Origin of the sequence: Actinoplanes hulinensis (genome assembly GCF_019429605.1) — a bacterium.
Taxonomy (GTDB): domain Bacteria; phylum Actinomycetota; class Actinomycetes; order Mycobacteriales; family Micromonosporaceae; genus Actinoplanes; species Actinoplanes campanulatus.
On record NZ_JAHXZI010000001.1, the window covers coordinates 190,953 to 205,558 of the forward strand.

A 14,606-nucleotide genomic window follows, 5' to 3' on the forward strand; every position below is an offset into this window, starting at 1 on the left:
ACAGATGCAAATAACCCCAAAGTGGTCGAATTGGTCGCGAATCCCCGATAGATACGCAACGAGGCCCGGCCCACCGGGCCGGGCCTCGCGGACGAACCGGAGTCAGGAGATCTTGGCGGTCATGGTCAGGGTGGTCTGATCGATCTCCGTGGTACGGGCGATGAACTTGAACTCCCAGTCCCCGGGGTACGGCAGGTTGACGTCCCCGATGGCGTGGAAGTCGGTGATCCGCAGCAGCGGGATCTCGATGTTCTCCAGGTTCTTGGCCGGCAGCGACGCGGTCGCCTTCCACTCGACGACCGGCAGCGGCTTCCTGTCCGGCGTGTACGCGTACAGATGGATCGAGTTGTTGCCGGCCTGGGCCGGGAAGATGGACACCTGGAGGGACATCTTCTCGGACGTCAGCGTCTGGTCCACGGTGGTGCTGACCGGGCCGGACTCGACGGCCTGGGCGGTCCGCGGTGGCGGCTCCTGGACCAGCAGCGACGTGACGCCGAGCACCACCGCGGTGATCGCCAGCTCGGCCAGCACGATGCGGCGCAGCGGGCCGGGCGTCTCGGCGGCCGCCCGCGACCTGACCAGCTTGCGGGAGAAGCCGGCGACCGCGAGCACGGCCGCGGCGAGCCCGACCTTGGCCAGGATCATCCGGCCGTACGTGCTGTTGATCAGCCCGTCCAGGGTCGACACCTCGATGAGCGCCTGCACCACCCCGGCGAAGATCAGCGCGCCGACCGCGGCGGCGGCCCAGCGGGACCAGATCGGCAGGATGGCGCCCAGCTCACGGGCGTCCGCCCGGGGCAACAGGAAGGCGAAGAGCATCACCAGGCCGCCCAGCCAGACCGCCATGGCCCCCAGGTGCAGCGCGTCGATCACCACCGACACCCCGGGCACCGGTGAGGCGGTCGGGTGCCCGGTCAGCGGCCAGGTGGCCAGCGCCGTCACCCCGAGAACGCCGAGCAGCGCCAGGTCGAGCCGCGACTCGCCGCCGGCCGGGCCGGTCAGCAGCGGCCGCAGCAGGAACGCGGCGGCCACGATCACGCCGAGCCGGACCAGCATGACCGCGCCGAACGTGCTGGCCAGCACGTCACGCAGGTCGTCGACGGTCACCTCGAACAGGCCGGTGCCCAGCGTGTACGGCGCCTGGAGCCACAGTCCGAGCAGGGTGCTGCCGGCGACCAGCCCGATGCCGGTCCAGATGACCCGGCCGGGTCCGCGCCGGTCCAGCCGGTGCGGCCACAGCAGGGCGAGCACGAGGACCGGGCCCACCAGGAGCACGAGTCCCGCGTACCCCAGATATTTGCCGATCGGAATGAGCGCGCCGACCACCGGATCGACCTCGACGTCGTTTTCCTGGGTAGCCGCCGGCGGGGTCGAGGCCGCGCCCACCGAGTAGGTGATCGTGCCGGCAACCGGGTGGCTGTCCGCCGAGGTGACCCGGTAGCTGACCAGGTACGTGCCGCGGCCGCCGCCGGAGCGCAGCGGGACCGTCACCTGGGAGCCGCTGACCGTCGGCTGGCCCTGGTCGGCGCGGGAGCCGTCCGGCGCCAGCACCTGGATCTTGTCGCTGATGAGCTGCACCGACTCGCTGAACGTGAGCGTCACCCGGTTCGGCGCGTCCGGGACCACCGAGCCGTTCGCCGGATCACTGCCGACCAGAGCGGCATGCGCACTCGCCGGCGCCGCGGCCAGCAGCGGCCCGAACAATCCGAGAAGTAGCCCGGCCAGCACGGCGAGTACCCGACGTCGCTCAATGGTCTTGACTGGCATGCCTGCATGGTTCCAGATCCGCACCGGGAACGGCGGAGCGCGTACCATGACGCCTCGTGACGGCTGGTGACGCGGAGACGGACGAGACCACCGCGCTGGCCCTGGCCGCCCGTGACGGCGATTCGGCGGCGCAGGCGGCGTTCGTGCGCGCCACCCAGACCGAGGTCTGGCGTTTCACCGCCGCCCTGGTCGATCCGGGCGCGGCCGACGACCTGACCCAGGAGACGTTCCTGCGGGCCTTCCGCGCGCTGGACACCTTCGCCGGCCGGTCCAGTGTCCGCACCTGGCTGCTCGGCATCGCCCGGCGCACCTGCGCCGACCACCTGCGGTCGGTGGTCCGCCGGCGCCGCCTCGACGCCCGGCTCGCCGCGCAGGCGGTCACCGATCTGCCGGCGCCCGACCCGGCGCACCGGCTCAGCAGTGCCGACCTGCTCAGCCGCCTCAGCGAGGAGCGCCGAACCGCCTTCCTGCTCACCCAGGTGCTCGGCCTGTCGTACGCGGAGGCGGCCGAGGTCGAGTCGGTCCCGGTCGGCACCATCCGTTCCCGGGTGGCCCGCGCGCGCGACGAGCTGATCACCGCGATGGAGCGGGCACGGGCGAGCTAGCTTCCTGTGAACATGCTGCGGATCGTGATCTCGGGGAACCGAAGCGCCGCGAAGTCCGACTAACCGGATGTGACCATGGAAACCACACGGCAGATCCGGATGGCCGCGGCCTGGCCGTGGATCTCCACGGGAGCCCGGCTCGGCCTGGCCGCCGTCTGGCTCGTCGCCGGCTCACTCAAGATCAGCGACCTGGCCGCCTCGGCCCGTGCGGTCTACGCCTACCAGCTCATGTCGTACGACACCGCCAAGATCGTCGGTGCGGTGCAGCCGTTCCTGGAGATCGCCCTCGGGCTGCTCCTGCTGATCGGCCTCGCCACCCGGTTCACCGCGGCGATCTCCGCGGCGCTGATCGCGATCTTCATCGGCGGCATCGTCTGGGCCTGGGCCAACGGCCTGCGCATCGACTGCGGCTGCTTCAGCACCGGCGGCGAGCTGGGCGCCGGTGAGACCCCCGGGTACGGCGTCGACATCCTGCGTGACCTGGCGTTCCTGGCACTCTGCGGGATCCTGGTGTGGCGTCCCCGCACCAAGTTCTCACTCGACGGCGTACTCATGGGGGAACGATGAGCAAGGGCAGCAGGGACCGGGCGGTCAAGGCACGGCAGATCGTCGCCAGCCAGAAGGCCGCCGAGCGGCGCCGCACCGTGACGCTGTGGACCTCGGTCGCCGTGGTCCTGGTCCTCTTCGTGGCCGGCCTGATCGGTTACACCGTGCTGTCCGGGCAGGACGAGGGCAAGGTCACCACGCCCGCCTCGGCCGTCGACGAGGGCACCGCCTTCGCCACCGGCGCCGGGCCGGTGACCGTCGACGTCTACGAGGACTTCATGTGCCCGTCCTGCGGCAACTTCGAGGCGGCCACCGGGCCCACACTGAAGCAACTGGCCACCGACGGCAAGATCACCCTCCGGTTCCACCCGGTCGCCATCCTGGACCGCTTCTCCAACGGCACCGAGTACTCGACCCGCTCCGCCGCCGCGTCCGCCGCCGCCGCGGAGGAGGGCAAATTCATCGAGTTCCACGACGTGCTCTACGCCAACCAGCCGGCGGAGAACACCGACGGCCTCAGCGACGCCAGGATGATCGAGCTGGCCGCCACGGTCGGCCTCACCGGCGACACCTTCAAGAACGCGGTGAACGAGGGAACGTACAAGGCGTGGGCCACCCAGGTCACCGAGACGTTCTCCGAGCGCGGCCACACCGGCACCCCGACGATCGTCGTCGACGGCAAGACCCTCACCGGGGAGAACAACACCGTGCCCAGCGCCGAACTGATCACCCAGACCGTCGAGAAGGCCGCCGGATGAGACGGATCCTCGGTTACGTCCTGGCAGTGGCCGTCGCGGTCCTCGCGCCGGCCACTCCGGCGTTCGCCCACGCCGGCGACACCACCGAGGTCAGCTCCTACCGGGTCACCGTCACCGGGCTCAGCAATCCGATGGACGGGCTCCGGGTCCGCGTCGTCGAGGGCGGCGCCCGTCTCGAACTCAGCAACGACACCGGCCGGGCCATCGAGATCCTCGGCTACTCCGGCGAGCCCTACCTGGAGGTCCGGCCGGACGGCACCTATCAGAACACCGGCTCGCCGGCCACGTACCTCAACGAGACCCGCGACGGCGGCACCGCTCTCCCACCCGCCGCCGACCCCACCGCGGCGCCCACCTGGCGCAAGATCTCCAGCGACACCACGGTCCGCTGGCACGACCAGCGCACCCAGTGGACCGAACCGGCCCTGCCCGCCGGGATCCTGCCCGATCAGCCGCACCGGCTCCGGGAGTGGGTGGTCCCCCTGCGCGACCAGGTGCGGACCTTCGACATCCAGGGCACCCTCGACTACGAGCCGCCCCCGGCCGCCTGGGCCTGGTGGGCCGGCGCGGCCCTCATCGGCCTCGCCGTCACCCTCATCGCCCGGCGGTGGTCCGGCTCGGTGCGCGCCCTCGCCCTCGTCGCGGGGCTTCCCACCCTGGGGTACGCGGTAGCGCGTGTTTTGGACGGCGGGGGCTGGTCCGGCGTACCGATCGTCGCGGGTCTGCTGGCCTGCGCGGCCGCCTACCGTCACCCGCCGTTCTACCTGGCGCTCTCCGGTTTCATCCTGGCCGCCTTCGCCGGTTTCGGCAGCGCCGACGTCTTCTTCGCCGCGGTCGTCCCCGCCGCCGGACCGGGCTGGGCGGCCCGGGCCGCCGTGGCGATCGCCATCGGGGCGGGCGCCGGGCTGGCGCTCACCGGTGTGCTCCGGCTCCGCGCCGCGGTCCCCGCGCCCACGACCGTCTGATCAGACGCCGGCGATGTCGTCCACGTTCACGTTGACGGCCAGGACGTTGAGGCCGTAACCCCGCAGTGCCGCGGTCACCGCCTCCTGGACGGCCGCGGTCGCCTCGGCCACCACCCGGCCGGCCTCCAGGACCAGCACCACGGTCACCGTCACGTCGCTGCCGCTGACCTTCGCCGAGACACCACGGCTCGCATCGCCGACCTGGTCCAGACCCACCCGGTCCAGCACGGTGTTGAAGAACCGGGCCACGTCACCACCCAGGTCCGCGACACCCGGCACGGCCTTGACCGCCGCGACCGTGATCTTCTCGACGACCTCGCTGGAGACGGTGGTGGTGCCCGCCTGCGTGGTGCCGTCCGTAACCTCGCTCATCTGCGCTGATCTCCACTCTCGACGTCGATGCCGGGAGCGTACCCTCCCGGGTGACACAAGGCTGATACTCGATGCGCAGAACACGCTGCCAACCGCCGTTGTTTCCGTTCTCCCGATATGCGCGAAGCACCGGAAAACGGTGACCGGAATGACTCCGGAAACGGATTCCCGAGGCCGTTCGGGTTGGCACGCCCATCGATTGTCACAGACCGTTTTCAATTGCTAACTTACGGTTATGTCCCACTACGGCGACGAACTCACCCTCCGGCTCTCCGGCATCGCCGACACGAGCGCCCTCGACGACGACGCGGCCCTCACCCGGTTCATGCGCGACCTGGTCGATCGCATCGGTATGACGGTCATCGCCGGCCCCCTGGTCGCCACCGAGACCGGCCCGCCCGAAAAGGCCGGAAAATCCGCGGTGGTGATCCTCGCCGAATCGCACGCCGCCATCCACACCTACCCGCGACTGCGCGAGATCCTCATCAACGTCTTCTCCTGCAAGCCGTTTCACGAAAACGACGTGCTCGACGAATTCCACCGTCTCGTCGGCGACTTCCGGATCACCGAACACTCCCTCACCCGCCGCGGTGAGGAATGGCCCCGCGACCTCACCGCCGCACGCAGTCTGTGGAGCAGTCAGCGGGTGCCCGGCTGATCCGCACTATCGTCGGGTCCATGACTGAAAACGTGCGTCTCAGCACCGGCGACGCCGCGCCCGACTTCACCCTCCCCACCGACACCGGCGACAGCCTCTCCCTCAAGGACCTGCGCGGGCGCAAGGTCGTGCTGTACGCCTACCCGGCCGCGATGACACCCGGCTGCACCAAGCAGGCGTGCGACTTCCGCGACTCCCTGGCCTCACTCCAGTCCGCCGGGTACGAGGTCGTCGGCATCTCCCCCGACAAGCCGGCCAAACTCGCCAAGTTCCGCGAGCACGACGCCATCACGTTCCCGCTGGTCGCCGACGAGGACAAGAGCATCCTCCAGGCCTACGGGGCGTACGGTGAGAAGCAGCTCTACGGCAAGACGGTCACGGGCGTCATCCGCTCCACCTTCGTCATCGACGAGAACGGTGTCATCGAGCGCGCCCTCTACAACGTCAAGGCCACCGGCCACGTTGCCAAGCTCCGCCGCGACCTGGGCCTCGACTGATCCCGGCCACCGAAAAAGCCGGGCCGAAACCTACAGGTCCTGGCCGCCTCCGCCGATGAGCAGTTCAATCGCCGGCACGGCGGTCCGGGACTCACGGCGGTCGTCATGCGGTACCAACCCGCAAGGCGGCCGCCGTGCGCGCTTTCCGCCCACCCCGAGACCTTGCCCTGTGACTATTGCCCAAGGTAAGCTGGCTGCATGCCTAGAGCGAAATATACAGCTGAGGTGCTGGCCGCCGCAGCCGCGCAAGCAACCAGCGTCGCTGGCGTCTTGCGTTTACTCGGAGTGCGCCAGAGCGGCGGATTTCATGCACACATCAGTCGCCAGCTGAAGCGGTTCGGCATCGACACCTCGCACTTCACTGGCTCAGCCCACAACCGTGGCGATCGCGGCGTGTGGAACATGCCCGCCCACGAACGTCTGACCCAACTGCCGGAGGGCTCCCGCCGGGTCCCCGGACGCAGGCTGCGACTGGCAATGCTGCGTATCGGGCTCCCCGAGCACTGCGAAAGTGCGGTTGTGGCACCAGTTGGAATGATCGGCCGCTGACGCTGCACGTCGATCACATCAACGGGGACTTTCTCGACAACCGTCCACGCAATCTGCGGTTTCTCTGCCCCAACTGCCACAGCCAGACATCGACATATGCGGGCACCCGACGCGAGCCAGGACACATCGACGAGGACGTGGTCTACGATGACACTGCCGTCACACCGACCGGGACTCCGCTAGGCAGACGGCTCCCACGTCGGCGAGAATGGGCGCGGGATGTGTACATTTATGCCTCTACGGGGCCGTAGCCCAATTGGCAGCAGGCACATGGTTTAGGTCCATGACAGTGCGGGTTCGAGTCCCGCCGGCCCTACTACACCGGTTCGGAAGCCCGGCCCGCCCAGCGGCGGCCGGGCTCCGGTGCATTACCAGCCGAAACGCACCCTAAAGGCGCTGACGCGAGAACGTCCGCCTCACCGGATCCCGGCGGGCGGACGTTCGCCTCACCATGTCAGCAGTCGGAGGCCCCGGGTTCCGCTGCGGCCAGATCGACCAAGGGTTGGCCTGAGGCGACCTCACTGGGACTGAGGGCGTCAGGGAGACCGGATGCCGACTCGAGGAGCGGGTCGGCGGAGGGCACCGACGGGGACGGGGTGGCGGCGGCCGGCTTCTTCGCGGCGGGGGACGTGGTCGCCTTCGCCGTGGGGGTGGGGGCGGTGGTCTTCGAGGTCACCGTGGTGGAGCCGCCGGTGATGCGGACGCCGGTCCTCTGGACGGTGCCGGGGCTCATCCTGATGCCGGTGAGGGTGGCGGTGTTGCCGTACACATCGGTGATTTTGATCTTGTAGGGGCCGGGGCCCGCGCCCGCGTCGATGAGCCAGTAGTTGAAGTCGGTGCGGTGGGCGGTCTTGAAGCCGCCGCCGCCGCTCGCGACCTTGACCGAGGAGAGCAGGTTGGCGTGGTTGTCGATGCGGGCCGCGAACCAGTACTGCGACGCGCCCTCCTTGATGCGCACGCTGATCGGCGCCGGGGTGGACGGGTTGGTGACCAGCTTGTACTTGATCGGGATGATGCCGTCGATCTCGTCGCCGATCTTCTTGAACGCGGTGCGGCTCAGGTCGAGGTGCCCGGCCGGGCATTCGGGGCAGGAGTCGAAAACCTTGACGCGGACCTTGCCCTTGGGGCCGGTGACGTCGAGGTAGGCGCCGCAGGACGCGCCCTCGGAGTACTGGCTGGGGCCGAGCGCGACGTAGAGGTCGTCGGCCGGGACCTCGAAGGAGCAGTTGCCGCTGGTGCCCGCGAGGTCGTAGAAGGTGGCCTTGCCGGTCTTGGTCGTGGTGCTCGGTGGCGCGGCGCACGCGGATCCGCCGTTGGTCAGCATCATGGCGACGCCGATGATGCCGGCGAGGACGGCGGCGCCGCCGGCGGCGAGCCATCGGGCGGTGAACTTCGGTCGATGAGCACTCACGACCAGGCATCCTGGTCGCCCCGGGCGGGTGGGGGCAATTCTTCTAAGACTCTCCTAAGACGCGGTCGCCCGGTGGGGTGACCGGGTCGCCGACGCGGATGACGCCGGGCAGGTCGGGGATGAGGTTGACGGCGAAGAGGAGTTCGGTGCCGAAGCGCCGGTGGCGGCCGAGGACGTGCAGTGGCTGCCGGTCGGTTTCGCCGGTCTCCTGGTCGATGGTGGTGACGAGGCAGCGGGCGCATCCTCCGGCGACGCGGAAGGTGAGGTCGCCGATGCGCAGGCGGCGGCCGTGCCAGTCGTCCTCGGCCCAGGCGGGGGCGCCGGTGACGACGATGTTGGGCCGGAAGCGGTGGATGGGGACGGGTTCGTCGCCGCTCTCCACGAGCCGGTCGTTGAGGGCGTCGAGGGAGGCGGTGCTGGCGAGCAGGACGGGGTAGCCGTCGGCGAGGTTGACGCTGTCGCCGGAGTTGACGGATTCGGTCAGGGCGCGGGTGGTGGGGTCGGCCTGCCAGACCAGGCGTGCGTCGCGGCCTAGCAGGGTGGAGACCCAGGTGGTGTCGGCGACGCGGGCCGGAATGGGCGTCTTGTTGCGGAAGATGCGGACCTTGACGGTGGCGTCGGCACCGGGTTCGGAGATGTCGATATCGGACAGTCCGGGTGCGCTGAGGTGGAGGCCGCCGGGTCGCGGCCGGGCGGTCAGCCGGGTCAGCAGCGGCGCGTCCCGCTGGGTGATGCCGACACCTTCGGCATCCACGATCATCCATCGGCGGTCGCCGGCGAGGCCCCAGGGTTCAACTCGCGCTTCGTCGTGGTTCAGCCGGTGGCAACCCTTGACGGGGTACGTGTGGAGCGAGGCGATCCGCATGCCGCCCAGCCTGCCACAGCGGCCCGTGGGAACGGGGTTTCCCAACCTCCCTTGATCGACTAGGCTCGCGCCTTCAACTGATCGATTTCAGCCCGGTCGGGCTGGGCATCTTTTCACGGGAGATTTTCATGACTCAGGCGACTGCGGCTCCGGCTCAGAAGCAGGTCGGCATCGCGTACGTGCTCTGGTTCTTCTTCGGCGCGATCGGCGTGCACAAGTTCTACCTGGGCAAGACCGGCCTGGGCATCGCCTACATCTTCACCCTGGGCTTCCTGGGCTTCGGTCTGCTGTACGACCTGTTCACCCTGCCGGGCCAGGTGCGGAAGGCGAACGGCGTCGCCTGACGCAGGTCAGCCTGGACGGGCCGGATCCCCTCGGGGGGTCCGGCCCGTCTCGTTTTGCGGCTTCGGGGTGTTGCATCGGATGAGGACCCTGGCTTTCTGAAAGATTTTATGCATAAGCTGATTTCGTGAATGACGGAGCGGTCAAATCGGCTGGGTTGCTGGGTCTGTTCCAGGGCGCGCGCCTGACGCCCACCCAGCGGCGGATCGCGCACTGCCTGGTGGAGCATGCGGCGAAGGCGGCGTATCTGTCCGCCGCCGAGGTGGCCGATCTTGCCGGGGTGAGCCAGCCGTCGGTGACCCGGTTCGCGATGGCGCTGGGCTATTCGGGCTATCCCGCGCTGCGACGGGAGCTGCGGGAGCTGACCGTCGACGAGCCCGGCCTGCCGGCCGAGCAGAACCCGATGCAGCGCGCGGTGCACGCGGAGACCGAACATCTGCGGCGGCTCGGCGAGCGACTGCACGACCTCGACGAGGTCCGCCGTGCGGCCGCCCTGCTGATCGGCAGCCGCCCGCTTCCGGTGCTGGGCCTGCGGGCCGCGGCGCCACTGGCGGCGTATTTCGGGTACTTCGCGGCGAAGGTGTTCCCCGGCGTTCGGGTGCTGGACGAGGGCGGGACGAGCCTGCTGGACCGGCTGGATCAGGCCCGCGCGGACGGCGCCGGTGCCATGCTGGCCATGGTGCTTCCCCGCTATCCGCGCGAGTCGGTGGAGGCCGTCCGCGAGGCGAGGGCGGCCGGGCTCGCGGTGGTCGCGATCACCGACTCGGCGATCAGCCCGGTGACCGAGCACGCCGACGTCGTACTGCCCGCCGCGGTGGGCACGCAACTCGTCTTCGACCTGCACACCGGCCCGATGGCGATGGCCATGGTGCTGTTGCAGGCGATGTGTGACGCGGCCCCCGAGCCGGTGCAGCGCCGTCTCGAGGAGTTCGAGGCGACAGCCGCTCGCCGGCACGTTTTCCTGGCCTGAGGGAGGAGACTTCGATGTCCGAGATCCGGGCGCCGCGCGGTACGGCGTACACCGCCATGGGTTGGCCGCAGGAGGCCGCCAAGCGCATGTTGATGAACAACCTGGACCCGGATGTGGCCGAACGGCCACAGGATCTCGTGGTCTACGGAGGCACCGGCCGGGCCGCGCGGGACTGGCCGTCGTTCCACGCGATCGTGCGGGAGCTGGACACGCTGCGCGGCGACGAGACGCTGCTGGTGCAGTCCGGTAAGCCGGTCGGCGTGCTGCGCACCCACGAGTGGGCGCCGCGGGTGCTGATCGCGAACTCGAACCTGGTCGGCGACTGGGCGACCTGGCCGGAGTTCCGGCGCCTGGAGCAGCTGGGCCTGACCATGTACGGGCAGATGACGGCCGGTTCGTGGATCTACATCGGGACGCAGGGCATCCTCCAGGGCACGTACGAGACGTTCGCCGCGGTGGCCGCGAAGAGGTTCGCCGGTGACCTCGCCGGGACGTTGACGCTGACCGGCGGCTGCGGTGGCATGGGCGGCGCGCAGCCGCTGGCCGTGACGATGAACGGCGGCGTCTGCCTGATCGTCGACGTGGACCGCACCCGGCTGCAGCGCCGGGTCGGCACCCGCTACCTGGACGTGATCGCCGACAGCCTGGACGAGGCGGTGTCGATCGCGCTCCAGGCGAAGGCCGATCGGAAGGCGCTGTCCGTCGGCGTGGTCGGCAACGCGGCCGAGGTCTTCCCGACGCTGTTGAAGAACGGCGTCGCGATCGACGTCGTCACCGACCAGACCAGCGCCCACGACCCGCTCAGCTATCTGCCGCTCGGCGTCGAGCTGGACGACATGGCCGAGTACGCACGGACGAAGCCGGAGGAGTTCACCGACCGCTCCCGGGAGAGCATGGCCAGGCACGTCGAGGCCATGGTCGGGTTCCAGGACGCGGGGGCGGAGGTGTTCGACTACGGCAACTCGATCCGCGGTGAGGCGAAACTGGCCGGGTACGAGCGGGCCTTCGACTTCCCCGGGTTCGTTCCGGCGTACATCCGGCCGCTGTTCGCCGAGGGCAAGGGGCCGTTCCGGTGGGCCGCGCTCTCCGGGGACCCGGCCGACATCGCCGCCACCGACCGCGCCGTGCTGGACCTGTTCCCGGAGAACGAGCCGCTCGCGCGGTGGATCCGGATGGCCGGGGAACGGGTCGCCTTCCAGGGGCTGCCGGCGCGGATCTGCTGGCTCGGGTACGGCGAACGCGACAAGGCCGGCGTGCGGTTCAACGACATGGTCGCGCGCGGTGACGTCAGCGCGCCGATCGTGATCGGGCGGGACCACCTGGACTCCGGGTCGGTGGCGTCGCCGTACCGGGAGACCGAGGCGATGCTCGACGGCTCCGATGCGATCGCCGACTGGCCGCTGCTGAACGCGCTGGTCAACACGGCGTCCGGGGCGAGCTGGGTGTCGATCCACCACGGGGGCGGGGTGGGCATCGGGCGCAGCATCCACGCCGGGCAGGTGTGCGTGGCCGACGGGACGGCGCTGGCCGGGCAGAAGATCGAGCGGGTGCTGACCAACGACCCGGCGATGGGGGTGCTGCGGCACGTCGACGCCGGCTACGAGTCCGGGTGCGCCGGCGACGTGCAGATCCCGATGCGGTCATGAGCGAGCTTGCGAGCGAATCATCGGGCTCAGTCTTGAACTCATGGCGGCGCCGGAGCGAAGCGGAGGTGACGCCATGAGCGAGCTTGCGAGCGAATCATCGGGCTCAGTCTTGAACTCATGGCGGCGCCGGAGCGAAGCGGAGGTGACGCCATGAGCGAGTTCGGGAAGGTCTGGGCGGAGATCGCGCCGGTCGGGCGGGCGGCCGGCGGCGGTTATCTGAGGTACGCGCTGACCGCACCCGAGCTGACTCTGCGCGACTGGTTCCGCGGGCAGGCCGCCCAGCGGGACATGACGGTCACCGAGGACGGCAACGGCAACCTGTTCGCGTGGCGGGCCGAGCCGTGGGCGCCGGGGACCGTGCTGACCGGATCGCATTTCGACTCGGTGCCGCACGGTGGCGGCTACGACGGGCCGCTCGGGATCGTGAGCGCCTTCCTCGCCGTCGACGAGCTTCCGCGGGACCGCAAGGTGGTGGTCGCGGCGTTCGCCGAGGAGGAGGGTGGGCGCTTCGGCGTACCGTGTCTGGGGTCTCGTCTGCTGACCGGCGTGATCGCGCCGGAGAAGGCCGCCGCGCTGCGGGATCGCGACGGGGTCACCTTCGCGGAGGCACTCGGGTACAACCCGGCCGGCGCCGATTCGCGGATCCGGAACCTGTCGGCGGTCGTGGAGCTGCACATCGAGCAGGGGCGGGCGCTGACCGTTCCGGTCGGGGTGGCCAGCGCGATCTGGCCGCACGGCCGCTGGCGGATGGACTTCAGCGGCGTCGGTGATCATGCCGGCACGACGTTGATGGCCGACCGGCGTGATCCGATGCAGACGTTCGCGTTCACCGTGCTGGTCGCCGACCGGGAGGCCCGGCTGGCCGGCGCGCACGCCACGATGGGCCGGGTGCAGGTCGAGCCGAACGCCACGAACGCCATTCCGTCGCTGGTCCGGGGCTGGCTGGACGCCCGGGCCGCGGACACCGGCACCCTCGATCGGCTGGTCGGGTCGGTGGTGCGGGAGGCGACCGAGCGGGCCAGCCGGGACGGCACCGGGGTGGAGGTGACCGCCGAGTCGGTGACCGGGGAGGTGGCCTTCGACAACGCTCTGGCCGTGCGGTTGAGTGACCTGCTGGGCGGCGCGCCGATCCTGCCGACCGGCGCCGGCCACGACGCCGGGGTGCTGTCCGCGCACGTGCCGACCGCCATGCTGTTCGTCCGCAACCCGACCGGGGTGTCGCACTCCCCCGCCGAGCACGCCTCCGACGCCGACTGCGAGGCGGGCGTCGAGGCGCTGGCCCGGGTGCTGGAAGCGCTGACATGAGCGTCTACCACGCCCGGTACGCCTGGCTGGGTGACCGGGTGGCGGAGGACGTCCGGATCGAGGTGGCGGAGGGCCGGTTCACCGCGGTCACCCCGGGTGCCCCGGCCGTGGGCGAGCGTCTGCCCGGCCTGGTGCTGCCCGGTCTCGCCAACGCCCACTCGCACGCCTTCCACCGGGTGCTGCGCGGGCGTACGCACACCGGCACGGGCAGCTTCTGGACGTGGCGGGAGCAGATGTACGCGGTCGCCGGCGCCCTCGACCCGGACGGCTATCTGGCGCTGGCGCGGGCCGTCTACGCCGAGATGGCGCTGGCCGGGATCACCTGCGTGGGCGAGTTCCACTACCTGCATCACGCGCCCGGCGGGGTCCGCTACGACGATCCGAACGCGATGGGCGCGGCGCTGTTGCAGGCCGCCGGCGAGGCCGGGATCCGGATCACCCTGCTGGACACGCTCTACCTGACGTCGCGGGTGGACGGGGCGCCGCTGGAGGGGGTGCAGAAGCGGTTCGGTGACGGCGACGCGGAACGCTGGGCCGAGCGGGTGGGCGCGCTGACCGCCACACCGCACGCCCGGATCGGCGCGGCCCTCCATTCGGTACGGGCGGTGCCCGCCGATCAGCTGGCCGTCCTGGCCGGGCGGACACCCTTGCACGTGCACCTCTCCGAGCAGCGGGCCGAGAACGAGCAGTGCCGCGCCGTGCACGGCCGCACGCCGACCGAACTGCTGGACCGGCACGGCGTCCTGGGACCGGGAACCACGGCGGTGCACGCCACCCACCTGACCGACGGTGACATCAAGCTGCTCGGCGGCAGCGGCGCCGGGGTGTGCCTGTGCCCCACCACCGAACGCGACCTGGCCGACGGCATCGGCCCGGCCCGGCGGCTCGCCGACGCGGGTGTGCCGTTGAGTCTGGGCAGTGACAGCAACGCGGTGATCGACCCGTTCGAGGAGATCCGCGGGCTGGAGATGAACGAGCGGCTGGCCAGTGAGAGCCGCGGCCACTTCCCGGCCGCCGAACTGGTCGCGGTCGCGGCCCGGCACGCGGCCCTGGGCTGGGACGACGCCGGGACGATCGGGCCCGGTCAGCGCGCCGACCTGGTGGCGGTGAGCCTGGACGGTGTCCGGACCGTGGGCGCCCGGCCCGATCAGGCGATCTTCGCGGCCACCGCGGCCGACGTCACCCACGTGATCTCCGGTGGGCGGCGGATCGTCTCCGACGGCCGGCACACCCTGGTCGACGTTCCCCGCGAGCTGGCGAAGGTGCTCTCATGAGCGAGCTTGCGAGCGAATCATCCAGCTCAGTCTTGAACTCATGGCGACGCCGGAGCGCAGCGGAGGTGGCGCAATG

16 protein-coding genes and 1 tRNA gene are annotated in these 14,606 nt (G+C 70.5%); 13 read left to right on the plus strand and 4 right to left on the minus strand.

Features of this window, described 5'->3' with window-relative positions:
• Positions 1 to 102 precede the first annotated feature (102 nt).
• Positions 103 to 1,767, minus strand: coding sequence for a copper resistance CopC/CopD family protein (locus KZ829_RS00945; RefSeq protein ID WP_220141983.1), 1,665 nt, complete (start codon positions 1,765 to 1,767; stop codon positions 103 to 105).
• 56 nt (positions 1,768 to 1,823) lie between these two features.
• On the opposite strand from KZ829_RS00945, the gene KZ829_RS00950 reads away from it, so the two are divergent.
• From KZ829_RS00950 to KZ829_RS00965, 4 genes are all read left to right on the plus strand, one after another.
• Positions 1,824 to 2,372 (plus strand): sigma-70 family RNA polymerase sigma factor, encoded by a 549-nt coding sequence (locus tag KZ829_RS00950; RefSeq protein WP_220141984.1) that lies wholly within the window; start codon positions 1,824 to 1,826, stop codon positions 2,370 to 2,372.
• Between the two features lie 75 nt (positions 2,373 to 2,447).
• Positions 2,448 to 2,939 (plus strand): MauE/DoxX family redox-associated membrane protein, encoded by a 492-nt coding sequence (locus tag KZ829_RS00955; protein WP_220141985.1) that lies wholly within the window; start codon positions 2,448 to 2,450, stop codon positions 2,937 to 2,939.
• The gene (locus KZ829_RS00960) at positions 2,936 to 3,676 is read left to right on the plus strand and encodes a DsbA family protein (RefSeq protein ID WP_220141986.1); all 741 of its coding nucleotides are present in this window, start codon (positions 2,936 to 2,938) and stop codon (positions 3,674 to 3,676) included. The genes KZ829_RS00955 and KZ829_RS00960 overlap by 4 nt, the downstream gene beginning before the upstream one ends.
• Positions 3,673 to 4,641 carry a hypothetical protein gene (locus tag KZ829_RS00965; RefSeq protein ID WP_220141987.1) on the plus strand — a complete coding sequence of 323 codons (969 nt, stop codon included), beginning with the start codon at positions 3,673 to 3,675 and terminating at the stop codon, positions 4,639 to 4,641. The genes KZ829_RS00960 and KZ829_RS00965 overlap by 4 nt, the downstream gene beginning before the upstream one ends.
• Here the strand turns inward: KZ829_RS00965 and KZ829_RS00970 are convergent, their stop codons facing one another.
• Positions 4,642 to 5,013: an Asp23/Gls24 family envelope stress response protein gene (locus KZ829_RS00970; RefSeq protein ID WP_220141988.1), complete on the minus strand. Its 372-nt coding sequence runs from the start codon at positions 5,011 to 5,013 to the stop codon at positions 4,642 to 4,644.
• Positions 5,014 to 5,248: 235 nt separating this feature from the next.
• On the opposite strand from KZ829_RS00970, the gene KZ829_RS00975 reads away from it, so the two are divergent.
• The 4 genes from KZ829_RS00975 (at position 5,249) to KZ829_RS00990 (ending at position 7,033) form a co-directional block, all read left to right on the plus strand.
• Positions 5,249 to 5,671: an S-adenosylmethionine decarboxylase family protein gene (locus KZ829_RS00975; protein ID WP_220141989.1), complete on the plus strand. Its 423-nt coding sequence runs from the start codon at positions 5,249 to 5,251 to the stop codon at positions 5,669 to 5,671.
• Between the two features lie 20 nt (positions 5,672 to 5,691).
• Positions 5,692 to 6,168, plus strand: coding sequence for a thioredoxin-dependent thiol peroxidase (gene bcp / locus KZ829_RS00980; protein WP_220141990.1), 477 nt, complete (start codon positions 5,692 to 5,694; stop codon positions 6,166 to 6,168).
• A gap of 198 nt (positions 6,169 to 6,366) precedes the next feature.
• Positions 6,367 to 6,717 carry a hypothetical protein gene (locus KZ829_RS00985; RefSeq protein ID WP_220141991.1) on the plus strand — a complete coding sequence of 117 codons (351 nt, stop codon included), beginning with the start codon at positions 6,367 to 6,369 and terminating at the stop codon, positions 6,715 to 6,717.
• A 241-nt stretch (positions 6,718 to 6,958) separates the two neighbouring features.
• Positions 6,959 to 7,033, plus strand: a tRNA-Leu gene (locus tag KZ829_RS00990).
• A gap of 138 nt (positions 7,034 to 7,171) precedes the next feature.
• Here the strand turns inward: KZ829_RS00990 and KZ829_RS00995 are convergent.
• Together KZ829_RS00995 and KZ829_RS01000 are read right to left on the minus strand one after the other, a co-directional pair.
• Positions 7,172 to 8,128 carry an expansin EXLX1 family cellulose-binding protein gene (locus tag KZ829_RS00995; RefSeq protein ID WP_308285290.1) on the minus strand — a complete coding sequence of 319 codons (957 nt, stop codon included), beginning with the start codon at positions 8,126 to 8,128 and terminating at the stop codon, positions 7,172 to 7,174.
• Positions 8,129 to 8,171: 43 nt separating this feature from the next.
• Positions 8,172 to 8,993 carry an MOSC domain-containing protein gene (locus KZ829_RS01000; protein ID WP_220141992.1) on the minus strand — a complete coding sequence of 274 codons (822 nt, stop codon included), beginning with the start codon at positions 8,991 to 8,993 and terminating at the stop codon, positions 8,172 to 8,174.
• A gap of 128 nt (positions 8,994 to 9,121) precedes the next feature.
• On the opposite strand from KZ829_RS01000, the gene KZ829_RS01005 reads away from it, so the two are divergent.
• The 5 genes from KZ829_RS01005 (at position 9,122) to KZ829_RS01025 (ending at position 14,530) form a co-directional block, all read left to right on the plus strand.
• A complete protein-coding gene (locus tag KZ829_RS01005; RefSeq protein WP_204297282.1) occupies positions 9,122 to 9,337 on the plus strand; it encodes a TM2 domain-containing protein in 216 nt (71 codons plus the stop codon).
• A 125-nt stretch (positions 9,338 to 9,462) separates the two neighbouring features.
• Positions 9,463 to 10,305 (plus strand): MurR/RpiR family transcriptional regulator, encoded by an 843-nt coding sequence (locus KZ829_RS01010; RefSeq protein ID WP_220141993.1) that lies wholly within the window; start codon positions 9,463 to 9,465, stop codon positions 10,303 to 10,305.
• A gap of 14 nt (positions 10,306 to 10,319) precedes the next feature.
• A complete protein-coding gene (gene hutU / locus KZ829_RS01015; protein ID WP_220141994.1) occupies positions 10,320 to 11,951 on the plus strand; it encodes a urocanate hydratase in 1,632 nt (543 codons plus the stop codon).
• 117 nt (positions 11,952 to 12,068) lie between these two features.
• Positions 12,069 to 13,256 (plus strand): allantoate amidohydrolase, encoded by a 1,188-nt coding sequence (locus KZ829_RS01020; protein ID WP_372453814.1) that lies wholly within the window; start codon positions 12,069 to 12,071, stop codon positions 13,254 to 13,256.
• Positions 13,253 to 14,530: a formimidoylglutamate deiminase gene (locus KZ829_RS01025; protein ID WP_220141996.1), complete on the plus strand. Its 1,278-nt coding sequence runs from the start codon at positions 13,253 to 13,255 to the stop codon at positions 14,528 to 14,530. Before KZ829_RS01020 ends, KZ829_RS01025 begins: the two co-directional genes overlap by 4 nt.
• The last annotated feature ends 76 nt before the right edge of the window (positions 14,531 to 14,606 follow it).

Excerpts from the sequence above, each read along its gene's own strand:
- KZ829_RS00945 (WP_220141983.1), bottom strand. The coding sequence starts at position 1,767 with ATGCCAGTCAAGACCATTGAGCGACGTCGGGTACTCGCCGTGCTGGCC.
- KZ829_RS00955 (WP_220141985.1), top strand. The coding sequence starts at position 2,448 with ATGGAAACCACACGGCAGATCCGGATGGCCGCGGCCTGGCCGTGGATC.
- KZ829_RS00960 (WP_220141986.1), top strand. The coding sequence starts at position 2,936 with ATGAGCAAGGGCAGCAGGGACCGGGCGGTCAAGGCACGGCAGATCGTC.
- KZ829_RS00965 (WP_220141987.1), top strand. The coding sequence starts at position 3,673 with ATGAGACGGATCCTCGGTTACGTCCTGGCAGTGGCCGTCGCGGTCCTC.
- KZ829_RS00970 (WP_220141988.1), bottom strand. The coding sequence starts at position 5,013 with ATGAGCGAGGTTACGGACGGCACCACGCAGGCGGGCACCACCACCGTC.
- KZ829_RS00975 (WP_220141989.1), top strand. The coding sequence starts at position 5,249 with ATGTCCCACTACGGCGACGAACTCACCCTCCGGCTCTCCGGCATCGCC.
- bcp (WP_220141990.1), top strand. The coding sequence starts at position 5,692 with ATGACTGAAAACGTGCGTCTCAGCACCGGCGACGCCGCGCCCGACTTC.
- KZ829_RS00985 (WP_220141991.1), top strand. The coding sequence starts at position 6,367 with ATGCCTAGAGCGAAATATACAGCTGAGGTGCTGGCCGCCGCAGCCGCG.
- KZ829_RS01000 (WP_220141992.1), bottom strand. The coding sequence starts at position 8,993 with ATGCGGATCGCCTCGCTCCACACGTACCCCGTCAAGGGTTGCCACCGG.
- KZ829_RS01005 (WP_204297282.1), top strand. The coding sequence starts at position 9,122 with ATGACTCAGGCGACTGCGGCTCCGGCTCAGAAGCAGGTCGGCATCGCG.
- hutU (WP_220141994.1), top strand. The coding sequence starts at position 10,320 with ATGTCCGAGATCCGGGCGCCGCGCGGTACGGCGTACACCGCCATGGGT.
- KZ829_RS01020 (WP_372453814.1), top strand. The coding sequence starts at position 12,069 with ATGGCGGCGCCGGAGCGAAGCGGAGGTGACGCCATGAGCGAGTTCGGG.
- KZ829_RS01025 (WP_220141996.1), top strand. The coding sequence starts at position 13,253 with ATGAGCGTCTACCACGCCCGGTACGCCTGGCTGGGTGACCGGGTGGCG.